General features: G+C 69.9%; 17 protein-coding genes. 6 read left to right on the top strand and 11 right to left on the bottom strand.

Annotated features, from left to right (window positions below; translation table 11 throughout):
• Genes OV287_RS13175 through OV287_RS13150 form a run of 6 tightly spaced genes read right to left on the bottom strand, consistent with a single transcriptional unit; the run spans window position 1 to window position 5,849 of the window.
• Window positions 1–939, bottom strand: coding sequence for a hypothetical protein (locus tag OV287_RS13175; protein WP_267534368.1), 939 nt, complete (start codon window positions 937–939; stop codon window positions 1–3).
• Entirely contained in the window at window positions 936–2,738 is a 1,803-nt protein-coding gene (locus OV287_RS13170) for a motility-associated ABC transporter substrate-binding family protein (protein ID WP_267534367.1), read from the bottom strand. Before OV287_RS13170 ends, OV287_RS13175 begins: the two co-directional genes overlap by 4 nt.
• A complete protein-coding gene (locus OV287_RS13165; protein ID WP_267534366.1) occupies window positions 2,735–3,460 on the bottom strand; it encodes an ABC transporter permease in 726 nt (241 codons plus the stop codon). The genes OV287_RS13170 and OV287_RS13165 overlap by 4 nt, the downstream gene beginning before the upstream one ends.
• Entirely contained in the window at window positions 3,457–4,392 is a 936-nt protein-coding gene (locus OV287_RS13160) for an ABC transporter ATP-binding protein (RefSeq protein WP_267534365.1), read from the bottom strand. The genes OV287_RS13165 and OV287_RS13160 overlap by 4 nt, the downstream gene beginning before the upstream one ends.
• 48 nt (window positions 4,393–4,440) lie before the next feature.
• Complete coding sequence (locus tag OV287_RS13155; RefSeq protein ID WP_267534364.1) at window positions 4,441–5,436, bottom strand: TIGR01777 family oxidoreductase; 996 nt, start codon at window positions 5,434–5,436, stop codon at window positions 4,441–4,443.
• The gene (locus OV287_RS13150) at window positions 5,412–5,849 is read right to left on the bottom strand and encodes an SRPBCC family protein (protein WP_267534363.1); all 438 of its coding nucleotides are present in this window, start codon (window positions 5,847–5,849) and stop codon (window positions 5,412–5,414) included. The genes OV287_RS13155 and OV287_RS13150 overlap by 25 nt, the downstream gene beginning before the upstream one ends.
• Window positions 5,850–5,884: 35 nt before the next feature.
• Between OV287_RS13150 and OV287_RS13145 the strand changes: the two genes are divergently transcribed.
• Window positions 5,885–6,856, top strand: a complete 972-nt coding sequence (locus OV287_RS13145; protein WP_267534362.1) for an L-threonylcarbamoyladenylate synthase — start codon at window positions 5,885–5,887, stop codon at window positions 6,854–6,856.
• Window positions 6,857–6,881: 25 nt separating this feature from the next.
• On the opposite strand, the gene OV287_RS13140 is transcribed toward OV287_RS13145, so the two are convergent.
• On the bottom strand, window positions 6,882–7,610 hold the full coding sequence (locus OV287_RS13140) for an immunity 52 family protein (protein WP_267534361.1): 729 nt from the start codon (window positions 7,608–7,610) through the stop codon (window positions 6,882–6,884).
• Between the two features lie 13 nt (window positions 7,611–7,623).
• Window positions 7,624–9,312 (bottom strand): Tox-REase-5 domain-containing protein, encoded by a 1,689-nt coding sequence (locus OV287_RS13135; RefSeq protein WP_267534360.1) that lies wholly within the window; start codon window positions 9,310–9,312, stop codon window positions 7,624–7,626.
• A gap of 369 nt (window positions 9,313–9,681) precedes the next feature.
• On the opposite strand from OV287_RS13135, the gene OV287_RS13130 reads away from it, so the two are divergent.
• From OV287_RS13130 to OV287_RS13115, 4 genes are all read left to right on the top strand, one after another.
• Complete coding sequence (locus OV287_RS13130) at window positions 9,682–11,898, top strand: serine/threonine protein kinase (protein ID WP_267534359.1); 2,217 nt, start codon at window positions 9,682–9,684, stop codon at window positions 11,896–11,898.
• 61 nt (window positions 11,899–11,959) lie between these two features.
• Window positions 11,960–12,889, top strand: coding sequence for a DUF2381 family protein (locus OV287_RS13125; protein ID WP_267534358.1), 930 nt, complete (start codon window positions 11,960–11,962; stop codon window positions 12,887–12,889).
• Between the two features lie 282 nt (window positions 12,890–13,171).
• Window positions 13,172–13,915, top strand: a complete 744-nt coding sequence (locus OV287_RS13120; protein ID WP_267534357.1) for a hypothetical protein — start codon at window positions 13,172–13,174, stop codon at window positions 13,913–13,915.
• 87 nt (window positions 13,916–14,002) lie between these two features.
• A complete protein-coding gene (locus tag OV287_RS13115) occupies window positions 14,003–14,803 on the top strand; it encodes a hypothetical protein (protein WP_267534356.1) in 801 nt (266 codons plus the stop codon).
• A gap of 121 nt (window positions 14,804–14,924) precedes the next feature.
• On the opposite strand, the gene OV287_RS13110 is transcribed toward OV287_RS13115, so the two are convergent.
• On the bottom strand, window positions 14,925–16,208 hold the full coding sequence (locus OV287_RS13110; RefSeq protein ID WP_267534355.1) for an SEC-C domain-containing protein: 1,284 nt from the start codon (window positions 16,206–16,208) through the stop codon (window positions 14,925–14,927).
• Between the two features lie 182 nt (window positions 16,209–16,390).
• Here OV287_RS13110 and OV287_RS13105 point away from each other — a divergent pair, with 182 nt between their 5' ends.
• Entirely contained in the window at window positions 16,391–17,416 is a 1,026-nt protein-coding gene (locus tag OV287_RS13105) for a hypothetical protein (protein ID WP_267534354.1), read from the top strand.
• Here the strand turns inward: OV287_RS13105 and hemH are convergent.
• Together hemH and apaG are read right to left on the bottom strand one after the other, a co-directional pair.
• Window positions 17,358–18,443 carry a ferrochelatase gene (gene hemH / locus OV287_RS13100; protein WP_267534353.1) on the bottom strand — a complete coding sequence of 362 codons (1,086 nt, stop codon included), beginning with the start codon at window positions 18,441–18,443 and terminating at the stop codon, window positions 17,358–17,360. The genes OV287_RS13105 and hemH overlap by 59 nt on opposite strands.
• Before the next feature lie 6 nt (window positions 18,444–18,449).
• On the bottom strand, window positions 18,450–18,833 hold the full coding sequence (apaG, locus tag OV287_RS13095; protein ID WP_267534352.1) for a Co2+/Mg2+ efflux facilitator ApaG/CorD: 384 nt from the start codon (window positions 18,831–18,833) through the stop codon (window positions 18,450–18,452).
• Between the last annotated feature and the right edge of the window lie 4 nt (window positions 18,834–18,837).

The following is an 18,837-nucleotide window of genomic DNA, read 5'->3' as shown; positions in this document are numbered from 1 at the left end:
TCAGCGCCCCGTGGCCACCTTCTCCGCCTCCAGCACGATGGAGTCCGCCCAGGGGGGCAGCTTCGCCCAGCCGGCAGTGTGCTCGGTGCGTGCGTAGAACTCGCCGCCCGCGCCCCGCGCCACGGTGAGCTGGCCGAGGCGCTGGTCCCCCCGCAGGTACTCCACACGGAAGGACTCCCGAGGCTCCCCCCCGGGAGGAACCTCTCCTCGACCGAGGAAGTCCGTCTGCGCTGGTGAGAGCAACCACACGCGCTCGTGCCACTTCCAGGCTGTCTCGTCCGGCGAGTCCGGGGCTTCCCGGGGCAGGAACTCCGCCGGCCGCTGTGCCCGCGCGCGAACGAGGAAGGTGCGCGAGGTGCTCCCCACGGTGATGGTGAGGGCGTCGTACTCGCTAGCCCCGAAGGTGTGCAGCGTCCGGTCCACCAGCCGGTGGGCGGCATTCTCCAAGTCGGGCAGCAGTGAGGGAGGCAGGAGGAAGACGTGTCCATCCATCTCGCGCCGCAGATACGGACTGCCCCAACCACTCGAGGAGGCTGCCAGGGTGAAGGTGTGCTCTCCGCTGGACAGCTTCACCGCCAGCTTCCGGTGGCTGTCCTTCAACCCCACCTCGGCAAGCCTCTCCGCGTCCAGCACGCCCAGGCTCCGCGTGGCCAGCAGCGGCGCGAAGCGGGCGAAGAGCTGTTCCGCTATCTCGTTGGCGCGCAGCTCCCGCTTCGCCCCTAACCGCAGCCACAGCTCGCCGTCCTTCGTTCCCTCACGGAACAGCTCCACCTGGACGGACGCATCCTCGTAGCGCACGCGCTCCAGCGCCCGCTTCGGCGCGTCCAGCACCACCACCTCACCGGGAGCACCGACTGGCTCGCGCTGCCAGACGAAGAAGGCCGCGGCCAGTCCCGCCGCCGCCAGCACCCCTTGCAGCACCACGCCCCGCGCCCTCATCGCGTCCCTCTCCGTCTCCGGCGCCGCGTCACGAGGAAGCCCGCCCCCAGCACCAGCGCGGGAGCGAGGAAGACGGCCGAGTAGAACCACACCACGTCCTGCTGGCGGGAGTGCTGCACGGGCACGTCCTCCTCGTTGGACAGCACACCTGCCAGCTCCTCCTCACCGAGGAGCCAGAGCACCGTGTCCATCAGCAGGTAGGGGTTGCCATAGGCGCGCGGGCCCGCGTCGGTCATCACGTCCGAGTCGCCCATGGCTACTACGCGCGCGGGCGAAGCACCCGAGACGCCGGCCTTCTGCACCGCCACCACCAGGGGCCAGGCTCGCCGCGGCTCTCCCTCGTCCGGGGTGAAGTCGTGGTTGGTGTCCTGGAACGTCTCCGCGGGTGCCCGCACCGAGACATCGTGCGTCACCCCCTTGGGCAGGGGCTGCTCGGACTCCAGTGCCGCCGCGCCGGCGAAGACGATCGCCGCGTCGCTGCCCAAAGAGGCCAGGGTCGCGACGGAGGCGTGGGAGGAGAAGCTCGCCGTCACCAGGTTGCCGCGGTCACTCCGCTGGTGGCTCATGCGCAGGTGGCGCAGCTCATTGGCGAGCGGCACGCGCAGCAGCTTCAACCCCAGCGGCTCCAGCAACGGCTCGAGGCCAGGCCCCTCCGGCTCCAGCGCGAGCCACAGCCGCCCGCCGTGCTCCACGTACCGGCGCAGCGCGGCGAGCGCCTCCGGAGAGAAGTCCCGCTCAGGCCCCACCACCGCCACCACGGCTGCGTCGCGAGGCACCTCCGTTCCCAGCCCCTCGGCCATGCCCAGCGTGCGCACCTCCACGTTCAGCACGCGCAGCCACTCCTCGAGCTGAGACAGACCGGGTCGCGCCTTCTCCAGGGCCGTGGCCGCCTGGGGTTCCAAGCCCCGCTCGCCCTGCCCCGCCGTGAGGTACAGCACCCGCCGGGGACGAGACACCACGCGCAGCCGCCGGTACACATCCTCGTCCAGTCGCTGCAACTGCCCTCGAGCACGCTCCAACTCCAGCGGCACCTTCAGCCGCTCGTGGCGAGGGCCCCGGCTGAACACCACGGAGCCGTTCTCCCCCACGCCCAGCGCCTTCGCCCGGGCCCGCTCCACCGCCTGGTCCAGCACCTCCACCTCGAGGTACCCGGACTCTCGCGCCAGCTCGCGGAAGTACTGCTCCAGCGCCTGCCGCACATCGTTGGCAGGGGGAAAGAAGAGTGTCACCCGCACCGGCTCGGGAAGGCGGCGCGCCAGCAGGCGGGTGGCAGCACCCGGCCGGGCCGTGCGGAAGTACGCCAGGTCCCACGAGACATCCGCCTGGGTGGCCACGTACATGGTCGAGAAGGCGAAGATGAGCGCGAAGGCCAGTCCCAGCCCCGAGTGGAGCGCGGCACGCACCCTGCCCGATTGCAGCACCGGCGCTCGTGCCATGGCCGCCGCTGCCAGCTCCACCAGCACAAGTGGCAGCAGCGTGGTGGTCAGCAGCGCGGGGAAGAGCGCCCGCAGCACCACCGCCACGGAGCCCTTCGCGCCCAACTGGAAGAAGTAGAGCGCAAGGCTGAGCCCTCCCAGCAGGAAGAGGCCAAGCAGCCAGCGCTCCAGCACCCGCCACTCGCCCGAGGCCCGCGCCACCCTCGCCCCGCGCCACGCCACCGCGAGCCCCACCAGCGCCAGCCCGAGCCCACTCAGCACAAGTCGCACCGTGCCCGCGCCCGCCACGCGCTCGCCGAAGAAGAGGGCCAACAGGCCCACTCCATACAGGACGGACACCCAAGGCGTGGGCCGGAGACTCATCGCCACCTCCGCGCCTGGAGCACCTGGGTGGCGGCGAGCAGGGCCACGTAGGTGACGAGCAGGTAGTAGACGACGTCGCGCACGTGCACCACGCCCGCCTGGAAGGGCTGGAAGTGCTGGTTCCACAGCGCCAGCGCGCTGAAGACGTCCGAGAGGGGCTGCTCGGTGATGCGAGCCAGCAGCCAGCACGTCAGCAGCGCCACCAGCATGCACCCGGAGAGGACGGCGGCCAGCACCTGATTGCGCGCCAGTGCCGAGCCGAACGTGCCGATGGCCAGCGACGCGCTTCCCAGCAGCAACAGCCCCAGGTAGCCGGCGGCGATGTGCCCCAGGGACAGCTTGCCGTGCACCATCACCAATAGCGGCATGAACACCGTGGCCAGCGTCATCAGCGCCAGGAAGGCCAGCGCCGAGAGGAACTTGCCCAACACAATCTCGTGGTCCTTCACCGGCGAGGAGTACAGCAGCAGCAACGTGCCCGCTTGTCGCTCCTCGGCCAGCAGCCGCATGGAGATGAAGACCGAGGCCACCATCGTGGTGCCGCTGGAGAACAGGAAGAAGAGCGAGAGCACCTCCGAGGAGCGCTTGCTCACTCCGCCCAGCGCGTAGGCGTTGAAGAGCAGGCCGTCCACCGCCACCACCATGGCGATGATGATGTAGCCCTGGAAGGTGCGCAGGTAGGCCGCCAGCTCCCGGCGCGCGATGAGCAGCGTCCGCCTCATCGCGCGGCCTCCTCCCCACCCTGGGTGAGCCGCAGGAAGAGCGACTCGAGCTTCTCCGCCCCCCGGTCCAGCCGCAGCAGCGCCAGGCCTGCGCCCACCACCGCCTCGGCCACCCTTGGCCGCAAGTCCGCCGGGGCGTCCACCCGGAGCGTCACCACGCCCTCGGCCTCCCCCATCACGCGCACCGGCCCCACGCCCGCGAGCGCCGCCAGCACCCGCTCCCGCTCTCCTCTCACCTCCACCTCGATGAAGCCCCCGCCTCCCAACTGCTGGCCCAGCTCCTCCTCGGTGCCCTGCGCCACGAGCTCCCCTTCCTTGATGACCAGGAGCCGATCACACGTCTGACTGATCTCCGGCAGCAGGTGACTGGAGACGAGCACCGTGTGCTCCGCTCCTCGGAGCCCCCGGATGAGCGTGCGCATCTCCACCATCTGCCGGGGATCCAACCCGCTGCCCGGCTCATCGAGCAGGAGCAACGCCGGCCGATGGACGAGCGCCTGCGCCACCCCCACGCGCTGCCGATAGCCATGGCTCAGCGAGGAGATGGGCGCGTCGTCCACGTCGCGCAGGCCCGTCTTCTCCTCGGCTTCAGTGACGCGAGCAGCCACCTCGCGCGACGGCACGCCGCGCAGCCCCGCCACGAAGGCGAGGAACTCCCCCACCCCCATCTCATCATAGAGAGGTGGCGTGTCCGGGAGGAAGCCGATGCGCTGGCGCACCTCGTGCGGGTGCTCCACCACGTCGTAGCCGTCGATGACGGCCCGCCCCGAGGTGGGCAGCAGCACGCACCCCAGAATCTTCAGGGTGGTCGTCTTCCCCGCGCCGTTGAGCCCCAGGAAGCCGATGACCTCGCCCCGCTCGATGCGAAAGGAGAGGTCGCGGATGGCCGCGTGGCTGCCGTAGTAGCGGGTCAGCCCCTCGACGTGAATCATCGAGCCGTTCTTCCGCGCGGCCCGGGGGAAGTCAAGGCGGGCGCGCCCTCAGCCGTGGCGAAAGCGCGGCCCCTCGGTCGTCTTCCCCAGCGTGAAGCGCAGGGTCTGCTCCAGCGTGGGGTGGAGGAAGGTGAAGCCCTGGCGCTCGGCTACCTCCGGGCGGATATGGGCGCTGAGCAGGAGCGTCTCCTGGCCCATCTCTCCGAAGGCGGCACGCACCGCGGAGGCGGGCAGCGGCATCACCGCCGGCCGGGAGAGCACCTGTCCGAGCGTCCGGGCCAGCTCCTCCTGGCGAACGGCCTGGGGCGCCACCGCGTTGACGGGCCCGCGCAGGCCCGGGGTGAACAGGGCGAAGTGGACGAGGCCGATGACGTCTTCGAGCGACACCCAGCTCATCCACTGCCGCCCATCCCCAATGCGACCGCCGGCCCCGGCCTGGAAGGCGGGCAGCATCTTCGCCAGCGCACCGCCCCGGGCACTCAGCACCACGCCCAAGCGCAGGTGCACCACGCGGATGCCGGCCCGCTCCGCCGGGGCAGTGGCCGCCTCCCACTCGCGCGTCACGTCCGCGAGGAACCCCTCCCCGTGCGGGCTGGACTCGGTGAGCACCTCTTCGCCCCGGCTGCCGTAGAAGCCCATGGCCGACGCGCTCACCAGCACCTTCGGCGGACGCGCCAGACGCGCGAGCGACTCGCACAACACCCGGGTGCCCTCCACGCGGCTGCGCCGGATGAGCTCCTTGCGCTCCTCCGTCCAGCGTCCCTCGCCGATGGGCGCCCCCGCCAGGTGCACCACCGCGTCCACGCCCTCCAGCGCCACCATGTCCATCTCGCCCTTGCCCGGTGCCCAGGCAATGTCCCCGGCCTCGGGCCGGCCTCGCACCAGCCGCCGCACCCGGTGGCCTCCCGTCGAGAGGAAGGACACCAATGCGCTGCCCACCAACCCCGATGCGCCGCTCACCGCCACCGTCAACGGCGGCTGGCCGGCGAAGGCCGCGTGGCGTCGCAGGTCCTCACGCGTCACCGCATGGCGGTAGGCGAACATCCGCTCCAGCCGCTGCCGCGCGTAGCTCCACCCACCATCTGCCCGAGCACCCCCACCGGCAGCGCGTACTCCACCTCGTCCTCCAGCACGCCGGTGCCCGCGGGCTCGTCCCACATGCGGTGGGTGTGCACCCACCGGGCAAAGGGCCCCGACTCCTGCATGTCCTGGAAGAGCGAGCCGGGGATGTAGCGGGTGTGCCTCGCCACCCACCGCAGGGACGCCGGCCCCATCCTCATGCGCAGCACCACCCGCGTGCCCTCGCGGATGCCCTCTCCCTGGCGCTCCACCACCTCGACTGGCTCCCAGGGAGGCGTCAGGCGCTGGAATGCTCCCTCGCGGGCATGCCAGGCGAACACTTCCCCGGCATCCACGGGCATCTGGCTGCGCGCCTCGAACACCTGTGACTTGCCCATTGTCCCCTCTGGGCGCCAGATTGCGCCCAACAGGTATGATTACCTCGGACATCCTCATACGGGCAGTAGAAACCCTTCGGCGCGGCGGCGTCATCGCCCTGCCAACAGAGACGGTCTACGGACTGGCGGCCAATTGCGAGGACGAGCTGGCCGTGCGCCGCGTCTTCGCCATCAAGGGGCGTCCCGCCACCCACCCCCTCATCGTCCATGTGGCCCGCGCCGCGGAGCTGCCCTCCTGGGCACGCCAGGTGCCCGACGAGGCCTGGCGCCTCGCGGAGGCCTTCTGGCCGGGCCCCCTCACGCTCGTGCTGCCGCGCACCTCGCGCGCCACGGACGCGGTGACGGGGGGCCAGGACACGGTGGCCATTCGCGTCCCCAACCACCCCGTGGCCCTGGCCGTGCTGGACGCCCTGGGGGGAGGGGTGGCCGCGCCGAGCGCCAACCGCTTCGGCCGGGTGAGCCCCACCACGGCGGAGCACGTGCGGGCGGACCTGGGGGACGAGGTGGACCTCATCCTCGACGGGGGCCCGTGCACGGTGGGCGTGGAGTCCACCATCGTGGATTTGAGCGGCAAGGAGCCGGCGGTGCTGCGCCCCGGAGGCCTGGCGGTAGAGGAGCTCGAGCGCGTGCTTGGGCGCAGGGTGCCGGTACGGATCTCGGCCACGGTGCGAGTCTCGGGCAACCTCGCCTCCCACTATGCGCCGCGAGCGGGGGTGGTGCTCTCCGAGCCCGCGGACGTGGCCTCTCGCGTGGCGGCCCTGCGCTCCCAGGGGCACAACGTGGGCGTGCTGGGCCCACCAGGCCTCACGCTGCCTCCGGGAGTGCCCCGCTACGACGTGCCAGAGGATCCGGCCGGCGCGGCGCGCACTCTCTACACCCGGCTGCGCGAAGCAGACGAACAGGGCCATGACGTGCTGGTGGCCTGCCTGCCGCGCGCCGAGGGCCTGGGCATCGCCGTGAGGGACCGTCTGGCCCGCGCCGCCGCCCCCCGGCCTCCTGGGGGCTGAGGAGTTTCGGGAGGGGCGAGCCGGCTCAGGTGGCCGGACGCCCGGAAACAACGGGGTTGAGCAATCCTTCCGCGAACAACGCGTCCTGAACACGTCGGGCCAAGGCGACGTGCTCGGGATTTGACGCCGTGATGCGCTCGGGAGAAAGCAAGACGAGCGTGCCCTTGTCCTCCACCGGTTGCACTCGCACCGGCTCCGGAAGAGGAGGTACCGCCCCCCGGCTGCGGGATACGTACGTCAACCACCCCACGAAGGTTCCGGCATGCCCATTCTCGGAAAGGGTATCCCGCAGGGCAGCAGAGGTGACAACACACCAATCCGGCTCCCAAGCCAGCACCATGGCACGCAGCACCTCCGCGAGCACGGACACCGTGAGCACGCGCTCCTCCTCCGACCCAGCAGAAGGCAGATAGAGAAGGCACGCATTGCTATAGAAGTTCGAGCAAGAGCCGCATGTCAGACTCATCATGCCGCCATGCCCATCCTCTTCGTGCCCTGTCCAGGCAGAGAAGGAAAACCCATCTGGGCCATTTTGATATGCCTTCTTCTTGAAGAATCGCATGAAGGCTTCAAATGTGGGCTCGAACTGGAGTTGTAGCGCCTTCTTGAGCGAGCCCGCCTGCTCGAACCAGCGGGCATAAATGGAATCGCAACTGGAGAGATGGCGAAAGAAGGCTTCCGCCCGTCTCGAGGACTGCTCAGCGGATTCTTTGCGGCAGGCCCAGTAGGTCCCTGCGAAATAGGTTTCTTTCATGAAGCGCTCCACCTCATGGGATGGGTGGGGTGTAGACTACTTCGATACCAATAACACCGTCCGCCTTGAACAGCCTTTGGAGGATGTCCACCATTTTGGGCTCCGCCACGTGCCAACGAATGGGGACTCCGTTAGCAACCCGCAACTGCCGCTGAGCCTGCTTGACGAGTCGCTTCGCCCCCCTGAAATACCGCTTGGGGTCAAGATTCGCGTCGAAGTGCTTGTCGTAGCCCAGGCCCTTGGTCTCCTTCAGTATGCCCTGGTTGAAGCCGTCGAAGTCCGCCTTCTCGCCGTTGCGCCACACGCGGTACACCCAGCCTGCGGGCGCCTTCGTCACCTTGTGCTGGAAGGCGCGCGAGCGCGGCGACATCCGCTCGTTCTTGGGCACCCACTGGCCCGGCCCTCCCACCGGCGGCACCCAGTTACCGCCTCCGCCCCCGCCTACCTTCGCCAGGTGCATGCCCCAAGTAACGCTCAGCCCCTGGCCCGCCACGGAGACGGCCCGCCCCGGCACCGCCACCAGCCGCAGCACCAGCTCTCCTCTCTTCGTCAGCGTCAGCAGGGGCACCGACAGCCGGCCGAGCTTCTCCCCCCACGTCACCGCCTTCACCGCTCCCGTCCCTGCGGTTCCCACCGTCAGCAGCACGTGCGCCATCAGCCGCGACATCGTGCGCACCCGCTCTCCCCTCGGCTTCTGGCGGAAGTCCTCCCAGTACTCGGGGGCATTCTGGAAGAGCACCCGCACCGCTCCCGGCAGTTGCGCCAGGCCCTCAACCGATTCGACGGGGTGGAAGACGAGCCGGGCAAGGCCCTCGAGCGTCTCCCCCAGCGCCAGCCCCGCCCCCTCCAGCGCCGGCAGCACTACCCCATCATCCGGCACATAGGGGCCCAGCGGCTTCGCGCCTCGGGGCACCTCCAACCCCGCGTCCACCGGCCACAGTTGCCCGTCTTCCACCGCGTAGAAGGGGCCCACCTCGTAGTTGCCCGCGCGCAGCGTGCCGTCCTTGCCCAGCCACACCTCGCCCGCTCGCTGCACCGCCTCGCCCGTCACCACCTGCACCAGGTAGCCGTCTGGCCTCACCACCCTCAGCCAGTGGAAGCGGTCCATGCGCGCGTGCAACTCCTGGCGCGTCACCGGCCCCGGCCCTGTCGCCACCTCCAGCAGCAGGTGCGCCGCCATGCGCTGGCGGGGAAACTCCCCCAGCCCTGCCTCCGCCTCCACCAGGTGCCCCAGCAACTGCACCGCCTGCTCGGGCGACAGGGTGCGCCCATCCTTCGGCAGCGCCTCGTCAGGCACCCCCACCTGGTGCAGCAGTCCCTGGAAGTAGTCCCGGCTGAAGGGCACCGCGGAGGGGCGTCCGTCGCCTACCCCATCGGGCCATCCCACCGGGCCTTCGCCCCTGTCCTCCGGCGGTGCGTCCGCCAGGGCGAGCGCGGCACTGCCCTCCAACTCGAAGTCGTCCTCCGGTTCGTCGTCCTCGTCGGGCTCGGGAGAGGAGGCGGGTGGTGCGAAGGCCTGCGCGGAGTCGAGCGCCCGTTGCTGGTGCGTTTCGGTATGGCGGTGGGCGCGTGGACTGGCAAAGCGCCCGGCCCGAGGCGCGCCCGAGGCGCACCCACCCAACACCAGCAAGGCCAGGGTGAGCAACACCGAGGTACAGCTCCCCCACCCGTTGGGGTGGGCGCCAGCAGAACGCGGGGACATAAGGGCCTTTCGGGAAGAGCGTAGCCCCACTCGTACCCGCCCTCGCTGACCTTCCCGGCGTACTCCTCCCTGCCTCGGCCCGGTCGCTGACGTGCGGTCCGCAACGAGCACTCCATGAGCGTGGAGCACTCGTGCTGCTTCATCCGAGGCACCTTCGTCCCGGGCCCGCACTTGTCATCATGACAAGTGAAGACGCATGAGTATGTGTGATAAAAACAACTTCACTTGCCATGATGACAAGTCACCTCCCACCTGGGGAAGGGGTCTTCAGACTGGCACCCGGTGATGGAGGAGGGGCGAGGGCGGCGTCCGCGCGCACCGGCTTTCAGCGGTCATGTTAAGCTGGCCCACCTCGGAGGTGAGGCGCGCATGAGCGAGGCCGGGACGCACAGCGCTGGAGACGAGCCGCAAGGGTTGGAAGTACCGCCGCACCTTCAGCGGGACTCGCCGGAGCGTTACCAGCCCCGGCCGGGCCTGGAGGTGGCCGGTTACGAGTTGCAGGCGAAGCTGGGCAGCGGCGGCCAGGGCACCGTGTTCCGCGCCGTGCGCGAGGGCCGCACCTATGCGGTGAAGTTCCTCTTGCTGCCGCGTGGCCGGCACTGGGCCCTGCGCGAGCGGGACGTCATGCTCAAGCTGAGCGAGGCGGGCGGCCTGCCCCTGGTGGAGCATGGCCAGTGGCCCGAGCACCAGCCCCTCTTCCTCTTCCTCGTCATGCCCTACGTGCGCGGGCTGCCGCTGGGCGTGTGGACTGGCGTGCACAACCCCGACTCGCTCCAGATGGCGCTCCTCTTCCGCCAGGGCGCGCGCCAGCTCTCGGCGGTACACGCGGCCGGAATCATCCACCGCGACGTGAAGGGGGCCAACCTGCTGGTGTACGGCGAAGGCCGCCTGGTGCTGGTGGACTTCGGCGTGTCCACCTACGAGGGCGCCCCTCCGGTGACGGGGGCCTTTCCCCCAGGCACCTGGTCCTACCTCAGCCCTCGTGTGTGGCGCGCCTGGCGCGGCGTGGAGTCCTCCCGCCCCTGCCCGGCCGATGACCTCTGGGCACTCGGGGTGGAGCTGTACGCGCAGCTCACGGGCCGGCTGCCCTTCCTGGGCGGCGAGGACAAGCTGGTGCACGCCATCCTCCACGAGGAGCCGCCGGTGCCGCACGAGCTCAACCCTCGGGTGCCCAGGGAGTTGGGCGAGGTGTGCTGGCGCATGCTGCGCAAGCGGCCCGAGGAGCGGTACGCGGACGCGCTCGCGGTGGATGCGGCGCTGGGCGAGGCGTTGAAGCAGGCGGACGGGGCGTGGCGCACACCGCTGTGCGAGGCCTGGGGGCAGCACCACGCCACCACCGTGCGCGAGCGCGACATGTGGGCGGGTGGGGACGCGCTGGCGCTCTACGCGCGGCTGGCCTCCTACGAGCACCTGCCCGTGCGCGGCAAGCCGCGTCCTCTGGATGAAGTGTCCACCCTCGCCTCGGACGGGGAGCCGCCAGCGCCTGGTGCCCCCGACGCTCTGCCCGTGCGAGAGGAAGCCTCGGAACGGGCCATTGCGCCAGAGGCGGACAGGCCCCAGGCGGCCCCGGAGGAGACCGCGCCGCTCGCAGGGCAGCAGGTCCCGAGTGAGGCGGACGCGCCGCGAACGGAGACACCACCACCTGCGCTCACCCTCGAGGCCGCCTTGCCCGCCACTCGCTCGCGGTGCTTGCCTCAGGCCGCTGCGCGCTCGCGGCGGGTGCGCCTGGCCGCCGGGGTGGTGTTGATGCTGGGCCTCGGCGCAGGGCTCGCCGTGTACCTGCCACCGCGTGCCTCCGTTACCACGCTACCTCTGGGGACACCGCGCGCCAGCCTACCGTTGGAGTTCTTTCCTATCACCCTGGAGCCGGAGGGCCAGGAAGTGGCGCCCCTGCGGAAGCGGCCAGAAGGTGACGGCGGCGCGGCGCCCGCAGTGGCGGCAACCCCCGCGCCCGTCGCCCGTGCGACGCGCTCCCAGGAGACGCGCGTGAAGAAGAAGACTCCAGCGAAGGCTCCCGCTCCCCCTCAGCCGCCGAAGGAGGCGGACTCCCTGGCCGCGAAGGTGGGCGCGGCCGTGCTCACCTGCACCCTGGGCAGCGGCTGCCCCAGCGCCACCACCACGCCTCAGGTTCAGCCCCCGCCCCCCTCGCTCCCGCCTTCCCCGCTCCCGCCTCCCGCCGAGTGCCCACCGGGGGCCGCGCAGGCCATGAAGGAGCTGGGCCTCCTCTACCGTGGCTCCATCGGGCACGGTCACACTCAAGGCGCCGACCGCATCATCACCGTGCGCCCGGGCCCGGTGACCCTGCGTCTGTCGGGCGCCGACTACTGGGGCAAGCTGCCTGAGGGCACCCTGTTCACCGGCGAGCGCATCTTCGCCGAGCGCGTGCATGGCCGCTTCACCCAGGCGTACACGCCCGACGGACACACGTATCCGGTGTGTCTGGAGTTCAAGTCCGGAGGCGATCCGGTGTGGGGCTGGGAGAAATTCGAAGGCAGTGGCCAGGACACCGCCAGGATCGAGAGCTTCGGGCAACTCCATCCTGTGGAGCGCTTCGGGGAGGCGTGGCGGTACAAGAAACGGGAGTAAAGGCAGGGGCCGACTTTGGAAGTCTCTGCTACTCTGGGTCACTCCGGAGGTCGCCCCACCGATGTCCCCGCTTGCTCGCCGCCCCCTGCTGCTCGCGCTCCTCACGGCCACGTCCGCCCCGGCGCTGCCCCTCTCCAAGGAGTGGGACACGCCGGGCGTGCGCCACCTGGAGCTCACCGCGGAGAACGCGCGGGAGCAGCACCCGGTGCGCATCAGTCCCGGCCAGCCCACCAACCTGCTGTTCAACGCGCCGCTGCAACCCGGCGGGGTGACGGTGGAGGGCGAGCAGTGGGTGGACGTGGCGGTGAACGGAAAGCTGGGCATGGTGATGCTGCTGCCCTCGGGCACGCTGCCAGGGGACAAGCCGCTCACAGTGACGGTGCGCTTCGCCGATGGGCAGGTGCCCGCGAGCGTCACCTTTCTGCTGGTGGAGCACTCCACCCGGGCCGAGCACCTCGTGCGGGTGTACCGCGAAACCCGCTCTTGCGAGTCCCACTGTCAGGAGTCCCGGCAGCAGCGCGAGCGGGCCGAGCGGTGCGAGGCCGAGCTGGAGCAGGAACGCAGCCGCCCGGAGGAGGCGCGCCCCGCGGGACTCACGGACCTGTTCGACGCCGGGCTGGTGGGTGAGGGCGACGGCATCGCGGTGCTGCGCCTCACCACCATCACCCAACGTCCCGGCGAGACGCTCAAGGTGCTGAAGGCCTGGAGCTACCGCGCCGTGCGGCAGGGCCATGTCGCGGTGGAGTTGCTGGTGGAGAACACGGGCCCCCTGCCCTGGACGGCGGAGGGAGCGGAACTCGTGAGCAAGGAAGGCGTACGGCTGCGGGTGGGGCGGGTGTGGCAGCCCGAGACCATCGCTCCGGGAGCACAGAGGCGGCTCGCGGTGGAGGCAGAGGCCACGGTGGAACAGACCCAGGGCACCTTCATCCTCGAGCTGAGCGGGCCGGGCGGCGCGCACTCCCTCACCGTGAGCGAAGTGACGTTCCCCTGAGATGGGGCCGAAGAGAATCGCCGGCCCGCGCGTGTCCTGCTCCCGGCGGCAGGCCGTCCGAGACTCACATCCTGAGAGGGTAGTGAACAGGAGCGGTCAGGCGAGCTGACGGAGCCAGCCGAAAGTTCGCTCCCCGCGCCAGTGCTTGGGTTTCACAACGAATCCCTTGGCCTCGTCCCAATGCTTCACCACCGCGATATCGATGCCGCTTTCCTTGGCCGATGCCTGCACCCGCTCCCCGTATCATCCACTGGGATGAGATCGGGGAGGAGCATGTTGGACATGAAGAGCAGTGGAACCAGGACGAGGAGCACCTTGGAGCTGGCGGGTTTTCTCCTGGTTCTCGTGGCAGCCCTCGGAGCCCAGGCGGAGCCGCCCTCCTCCAAGCTCCCCGGCCGTAACCCGGACTCCAAGGAGCCCTGGGGCGCTTTTCTTGGCAAGGTCGCACATGAGGTCATTGGCATGGAGTACCGCGTGCAGCGCTCCTCCAACCGCGTCTTCCTCAACACCATCAGCCTCTCCAAAATTGTGGAGGAGGGGAAGTTGGGGGACCCCGAGCGTCTTTCATCGCTCGTGAGGCTCTTGCGCCCGGACATCACCGATACTGACGCCCTCGTGCTCTTCGAGGTCAAGCCGGACAATGAAGAGGGGCGCATGGAAGGGAGAGAACAGGCGGGGCGCTACCTGGCGGCCCTGAATAAGGCTGTCGAGCCTGACAAGAAGCTGGCGGGAGGCACCGGCTTCGAGGGGTCGCTCTTCCTCGAATTCGAGAACGGGGGCGCACTCTGGCAGTTGTCCTGGCGCACACCAGAGCCCGGAGTGACGCTGTACCGCTGGAGCTACCGGCGCAAGAAGCCCCATGCCTCCTGGAAGGAGCGGGCGGCCCAGAAGGAAGAGGAGTTGCCCAGGGAAGAGATAGAGCAGCGCGGTGAGTTGGCCGAGCAGGCGATCCGGGGCGCCTATGAAGGGGGCGAACGGCCCAAGGGCTTCCAGGGCCAGGTCTACCTGCCTGTGGACTGCCGCTGAGCGGGCGGGAGGCGTCTGCCGCCCTCGGAGCGAGCGAAGTGCCTGGCGCTTGAGGAGTGTCTGACCGCTGTGGTAGGGCGAAAAGCCATGACCACGGAACACTCCCCAGTGCTTGAGTTTCCAGCGTGGCTCTACGGCACCACCGCCGCCATCCTCCGCAAGGCGAGAGCCGAGGGCCGCTGGTGGGCCCGGGAGTACCTCGAGACCGGTGCCTTTCCCCAGCCCCGGCAGATGCGCCAGGTGGCGCCGGGCGAGGTGCTGGTGGTGCACTCGGGGGCCGAATTCAACTTGGGCCGCACACGCTGGTGGGTGCACCTGTTCGGCGAGGTCTTCATGGACTTGAATGAAGGCGTCCCGAAGGAGGAGCGTCAACGCATGAGGGAGTCCTTCGAGTCCTTCTGCCTGGGCACCCCGTGGGGCGTCCTCTACCAAGCCGTGTCTCCGTACCCTCCGTGGAGCGCGGAGCGCGTGGCGAACCGGCTCGCCTCGGTGCTTCGCTTCTGGGACGTGCTCCAGGGCCCTCGCTACGCGTTCTGGCCCGGGAAGAAGTACACGCTGGAAGAGCTCATGGACGATATCTACCGCAAGACCCTGGAGGCCTGGTGTCCCGGAGGCCCTGCCTCGGTCCGCGAGCACCTGGCCCTGACGGTGGAGCGCATGGCTCGCGCGACCCGAGAGGATTGCGAGGAGGCCGTGCTCCGGGTGATGCCTGTCGTAGTGGAGGCGAACACCGATCTCAAACACCGCGAGGTGCTCAGCGCCCCGGACTTCCTGCGCGAGCGCCTCCGCGCGCTTCCCCCGAAGGACTTCGAGGATATTTCCAGCGCCGACAAATACGCGGTGAACGGGCAGTTGTACGCCTGGGACAGGGAGTTGGGGCGTCATTAGCAACGGACAAGGCCCACGGTCGTCATCGGCATGCTGGGCACCCCGCCCACCAAGAGGCCGACCGTTGCGCATCATCGGATTCACTGACGGTGCTGTGTAGACGACGCCTGGCTGCCCCAGTTCAACACCCTCTGAAGAGGGTGCCACGCGAAGGCCCCTCTCCGCGCAGCACGGCCTGGAGCCGCCGCACGCGCTGCTCGGCCCCATGCGCATCGCGTGCCGCCAGCTTCAGCCGGTAGGGCTCCAGGTCCTCCGCACTCCACCGCTCACGCCGTTGCAGCTCGTGCACCAGCTCGGCCTCCCCCTCGAAACGCTCGAGCAACTGTGCTTCGCACGCCTTCGCGAACATCGCGAAGAAGGCCAGCGGGCGAATCTGGAGGGTCTTGTACGCCCACTCGAACCAATGCTGCGCCTCCGGGAGTGACGAGCGGTCACGGCTGGCTGCTTCCACCCTCGTCAGGATGGCCTGCTTCACCTCCTCGTCGAGCTTCGCCAGCAGGGCCGCGACATCCACGAGCTCCGCTTCCTCGGGCTCTATCCGCAGGGGCTCGCGCAACACCACCGTCAGCCACAGCCACTCCTCGCCGTACAGCACCTCGGGCGTCCGGCCCTCGATGATGGAGAGCAGGAGCGCCTTCTCGTACTTCTCCAGCAGCTCCACCAACTCCGGGTCCGCATCCGCGGCGGCCTTCATCGCCGCCGTCATCTCCTCGGGTTCCTCCATGGCGCGCTGCATGGCCCGCGCGCTCATCCCCTGCCCTCGCGCCCTGCCAGGTTCCACACCCAGGGCCCACTCCACTGCAGCCTGCATACGGCAGCGGCGCTCCACCCACTCCGAGACCTGCTCCATCATCAGCCACAACACCATCCCCAGCCGCCTGGACGTGTACAGCGGATGGCGGGGAGCACCCCGCATCGCCAGGACCGCCATGGCCAGCGCGCGCCGCTCCTCCGGCGTCCGCTCCGGCGCCATCAGCGCCCGGCGGAACTCCTGCGCGAAGCGCTCCACGCGCTCGGGGTTGAGCAGTTCCGGAGCGCAACGGTCGAACAGCCGGGCCCTCCGCTCGTCCATGTCCTTCACCTCCGCCGTCACCCGGTAGATGTGCCGCTCGACGACGGGAACGAACTCATCCCAGGACCAGCGCAGCGACGCCAGCGGCCCGCCCTCCACGAACATGTCCCGCAGCAGGGCCATCCCCTCGGTGGCCTGCTGGATGCGGTTGGGAGACGTCAGCAGCTCCTCGGCCAGGACCGCGGCCTCGGCGGTGACCTCGTCCACCCCGGTAGGCCGCCCCCGGCGCAGAGGAACGTAGCTGTCCCAGCCAACGCGCCGATAGCCACTCACGCAGCACCGCTTGAACTTCTGACCACTGCCGCAAGGGCACGGATCGTTCCGAGAAGGCATGGCGCCACCACGTAGCACGCCAGACTCCAGAAGTCTCCCCCACCGACACTACTTCTCCCGACCTCCCCGCGGCCAGGCAGGCATGCCCCCCGGGGCCGAGCCCCCCTCCGCCCCATTCCCTCGCTTCAACCCTCCGCCACTCTGCCGTAGACTCCTGGACACTGATGACCAGGAGCTATTTCTTGAACCGGCGCATCCTCGGCCTGCTCGCCGCCCTCAGCCTGACCTCCGCCTGTACGGAGGAGCCCGTCGGCGCGATGACCCCCATCCCCCGTCCGGCGGACATGCCCGCCGACACGGCGAAGAAGGCCGAGGCACCCAAGCCGGCCCCCGCCCCCGCCCCCGAGCCGCCACCGGACCCCTCCAAGGTGGTGCTGCGCTGGAAGCTCGACGCCCCCACCGCCTTCCGCCTCACCACCACCGCCTCCGAGTCCGCGCCGGCCCCGGCCGCCAAGGGCAAGAAGGGCAAGAAGGACGCGGAGTCCGAGCCCAAGGCCAGCACGGGTGAGGTGACCGCCATCTTCGTGCTGCAGAAGACCGAGTCGGGCGACTACGCCTTCCGCATCGTCCCCGAGGGCAAGGGCGGGGAGGCGGACCAGGGCACCATGAGCGAGCGCGGCTTCGTGATGGACGGGCTGGCTGGGCCGCTGCGCAACACGGCCGTGCTGGTGCTGGAGCTGCCGAGAGATCCCGTGGGCCCGGACACCACCTGGCGCCTGGGCACGGACCTGGTGGACTTGAGCTCCGTGCAGGGCTTCGTCGAGAAGAAGGCCGAGCGGCGCAACCAGGTGAAGCTCACCGCGCTCACCCCCGCCGAGAATGGGGAGCAGGTGGCGACGCTCGAGTACGACCTGTCCGAGAGCCTCTCCGGAGAGCTGCGCGCCACCCGAACCCTGAGCAAGGCGGCGATGGCAAAGCTCGCCGCGAAGAAGAACGGGCACTCGCACGATGACGGGCACGACCACGGCGAGGAGGAGGAAGCCTCGAGCCCGGCGGACGGGAAGTCCGCCACCGCCGAGATTCGGGTGAAGGGCCGGGGCGAGTTCCTCGTGAAGGCGGGCCGCTGGCGCTCCTGGGAGGCCACGTTCACCACGAACATCGAGGGCACCACCGTGCCCGGCCTGGCGGATGGCGAGCGTACGCTGCGCCTCACCCCGCTCGACTCGGTGCCTCCGGAGCTGCTGCCGCAGGCACAGGCGAAGCCGTAGCCGGCGCTTCCGACTCGCGCACCAGCCGGACCACGGCGTCCACCCAGGCGGGGTGCGAGTTGAGCGAGGGGACGAGGGTGAGGGACTCGCCCCCGCTCGCGAGGAACTGATCGCGCCCGCGGATGGCCACCTCCTCCACCGTCTCCAGGCAGTCGGCGACGAAGGCCGGGCACATCACCGCCAGGCGCTTCACCCCGCGCGCGGCCAGCTCCGGAAGCACCACGTCCGTGTACGGCTTCACCCACGGCGTGCGCCCCAGGCGGGACTGGAAGGACACGCTCCAGCCCTCGGGGCCCAGCCCCAACTTGCTGGCCAGCCCCCGCGCCGTGGCGAAGCACTGGGCCCGGTAGCAGTGGCGGTTGGCCTCGGTGAGCACGTCACAGCACCCCTTCGAGTCCAGGCAGTGCCGCCCCGAGGGGTCGCTCTTGCGGATGTGGCGCTCGGGCACCCCGTGGAAGCTGAAGAGGACGTGCTCCGCCCGTGCCTCGGAGATGACGGGGCGGGCCACCTCGGTGAAGGCGTCCAGGAAGGCCGGGTGCGAGTGGAAGGCTGGCACCGCGCGCACGTTGGGCACGTCCCAGGGCTCGGACAGCACCTCGTAGGTGCGCGCCAGGGACGAGGCCGAGGAGGACGCGGCCTCCTGGGGATAGAGGGGCAGCACGGTGAAGTCAGAGACTCCCTTGGCCCTCAGCCGCGCCACCGCGTCCGGCAGGGACGGGTTGCCGTAGCGCATGGCCAGCTCCACCTCGTAGTCGCCGGCGAGCCGCCCAGCCACCGCGGCCGTCAGGGCCGTGGAGTGCACCATCAGCGGCGAGCCCTGCTCCATCCAGATGGTGCGGTAGGCATGCGCGCTCTTGGGCGAGCGGAACGGCAGGATGGCGAAGTTGAGCAGAAACCAGCGGCCCACGGGGTTGATGTCCAGCACCCGCGGATCACTGAGGAACTCGCGCAGGTAGCGGCGGACGGGGCCGGTTTCGGGGGCATCTGGAGTGCCCAGGTTGACCAGGAGGAGTCCCTTGCGTGCCATGTCTGGTCAGTGCAGGGAATGCGGTTGTGTGAGGGCGAACTCGCCTATCCGAGCCTCGAACTGGCGACCGTCCGGGCGCTCCATCGTATAGGAGCCCCTCATGGAGCCGAACGGGGTGCGGAGCTGGGCCCAGCTCGTGTACTCGAAGCGCTCCCCGGGGGCCAACCGCGGCTGCTTGCCCACCACGCCATCGCCCCTCACCTCCTCCACCTTTCCCGAGGCGTCGGTGATGATCCAATGGCGGCTGCGCAGCTGAGCGGGCTCACTGCCCACGTTGACGATCTCCACCGTGTACATGAAGGCGTACTGGTGGGACTCGGGGGCGCTGCGCTCCGGCCAGAACGTGGGCTTCACGGTGACGCGGATGCCTTCGGTAGTGACGGAGGACATGCGA

This window comes from Archangium lansingense (assembly GCF_026626635.1).
GTDB classification, from domain to species: Bacteria; Myxococcota; Myxococcia; order Myxococcales; family Myxococcaceae; genus Archangium; species Archangium lansingense.
This window is presented reverse-complemented; position numbering and strand designations above follow the sequence as displayed.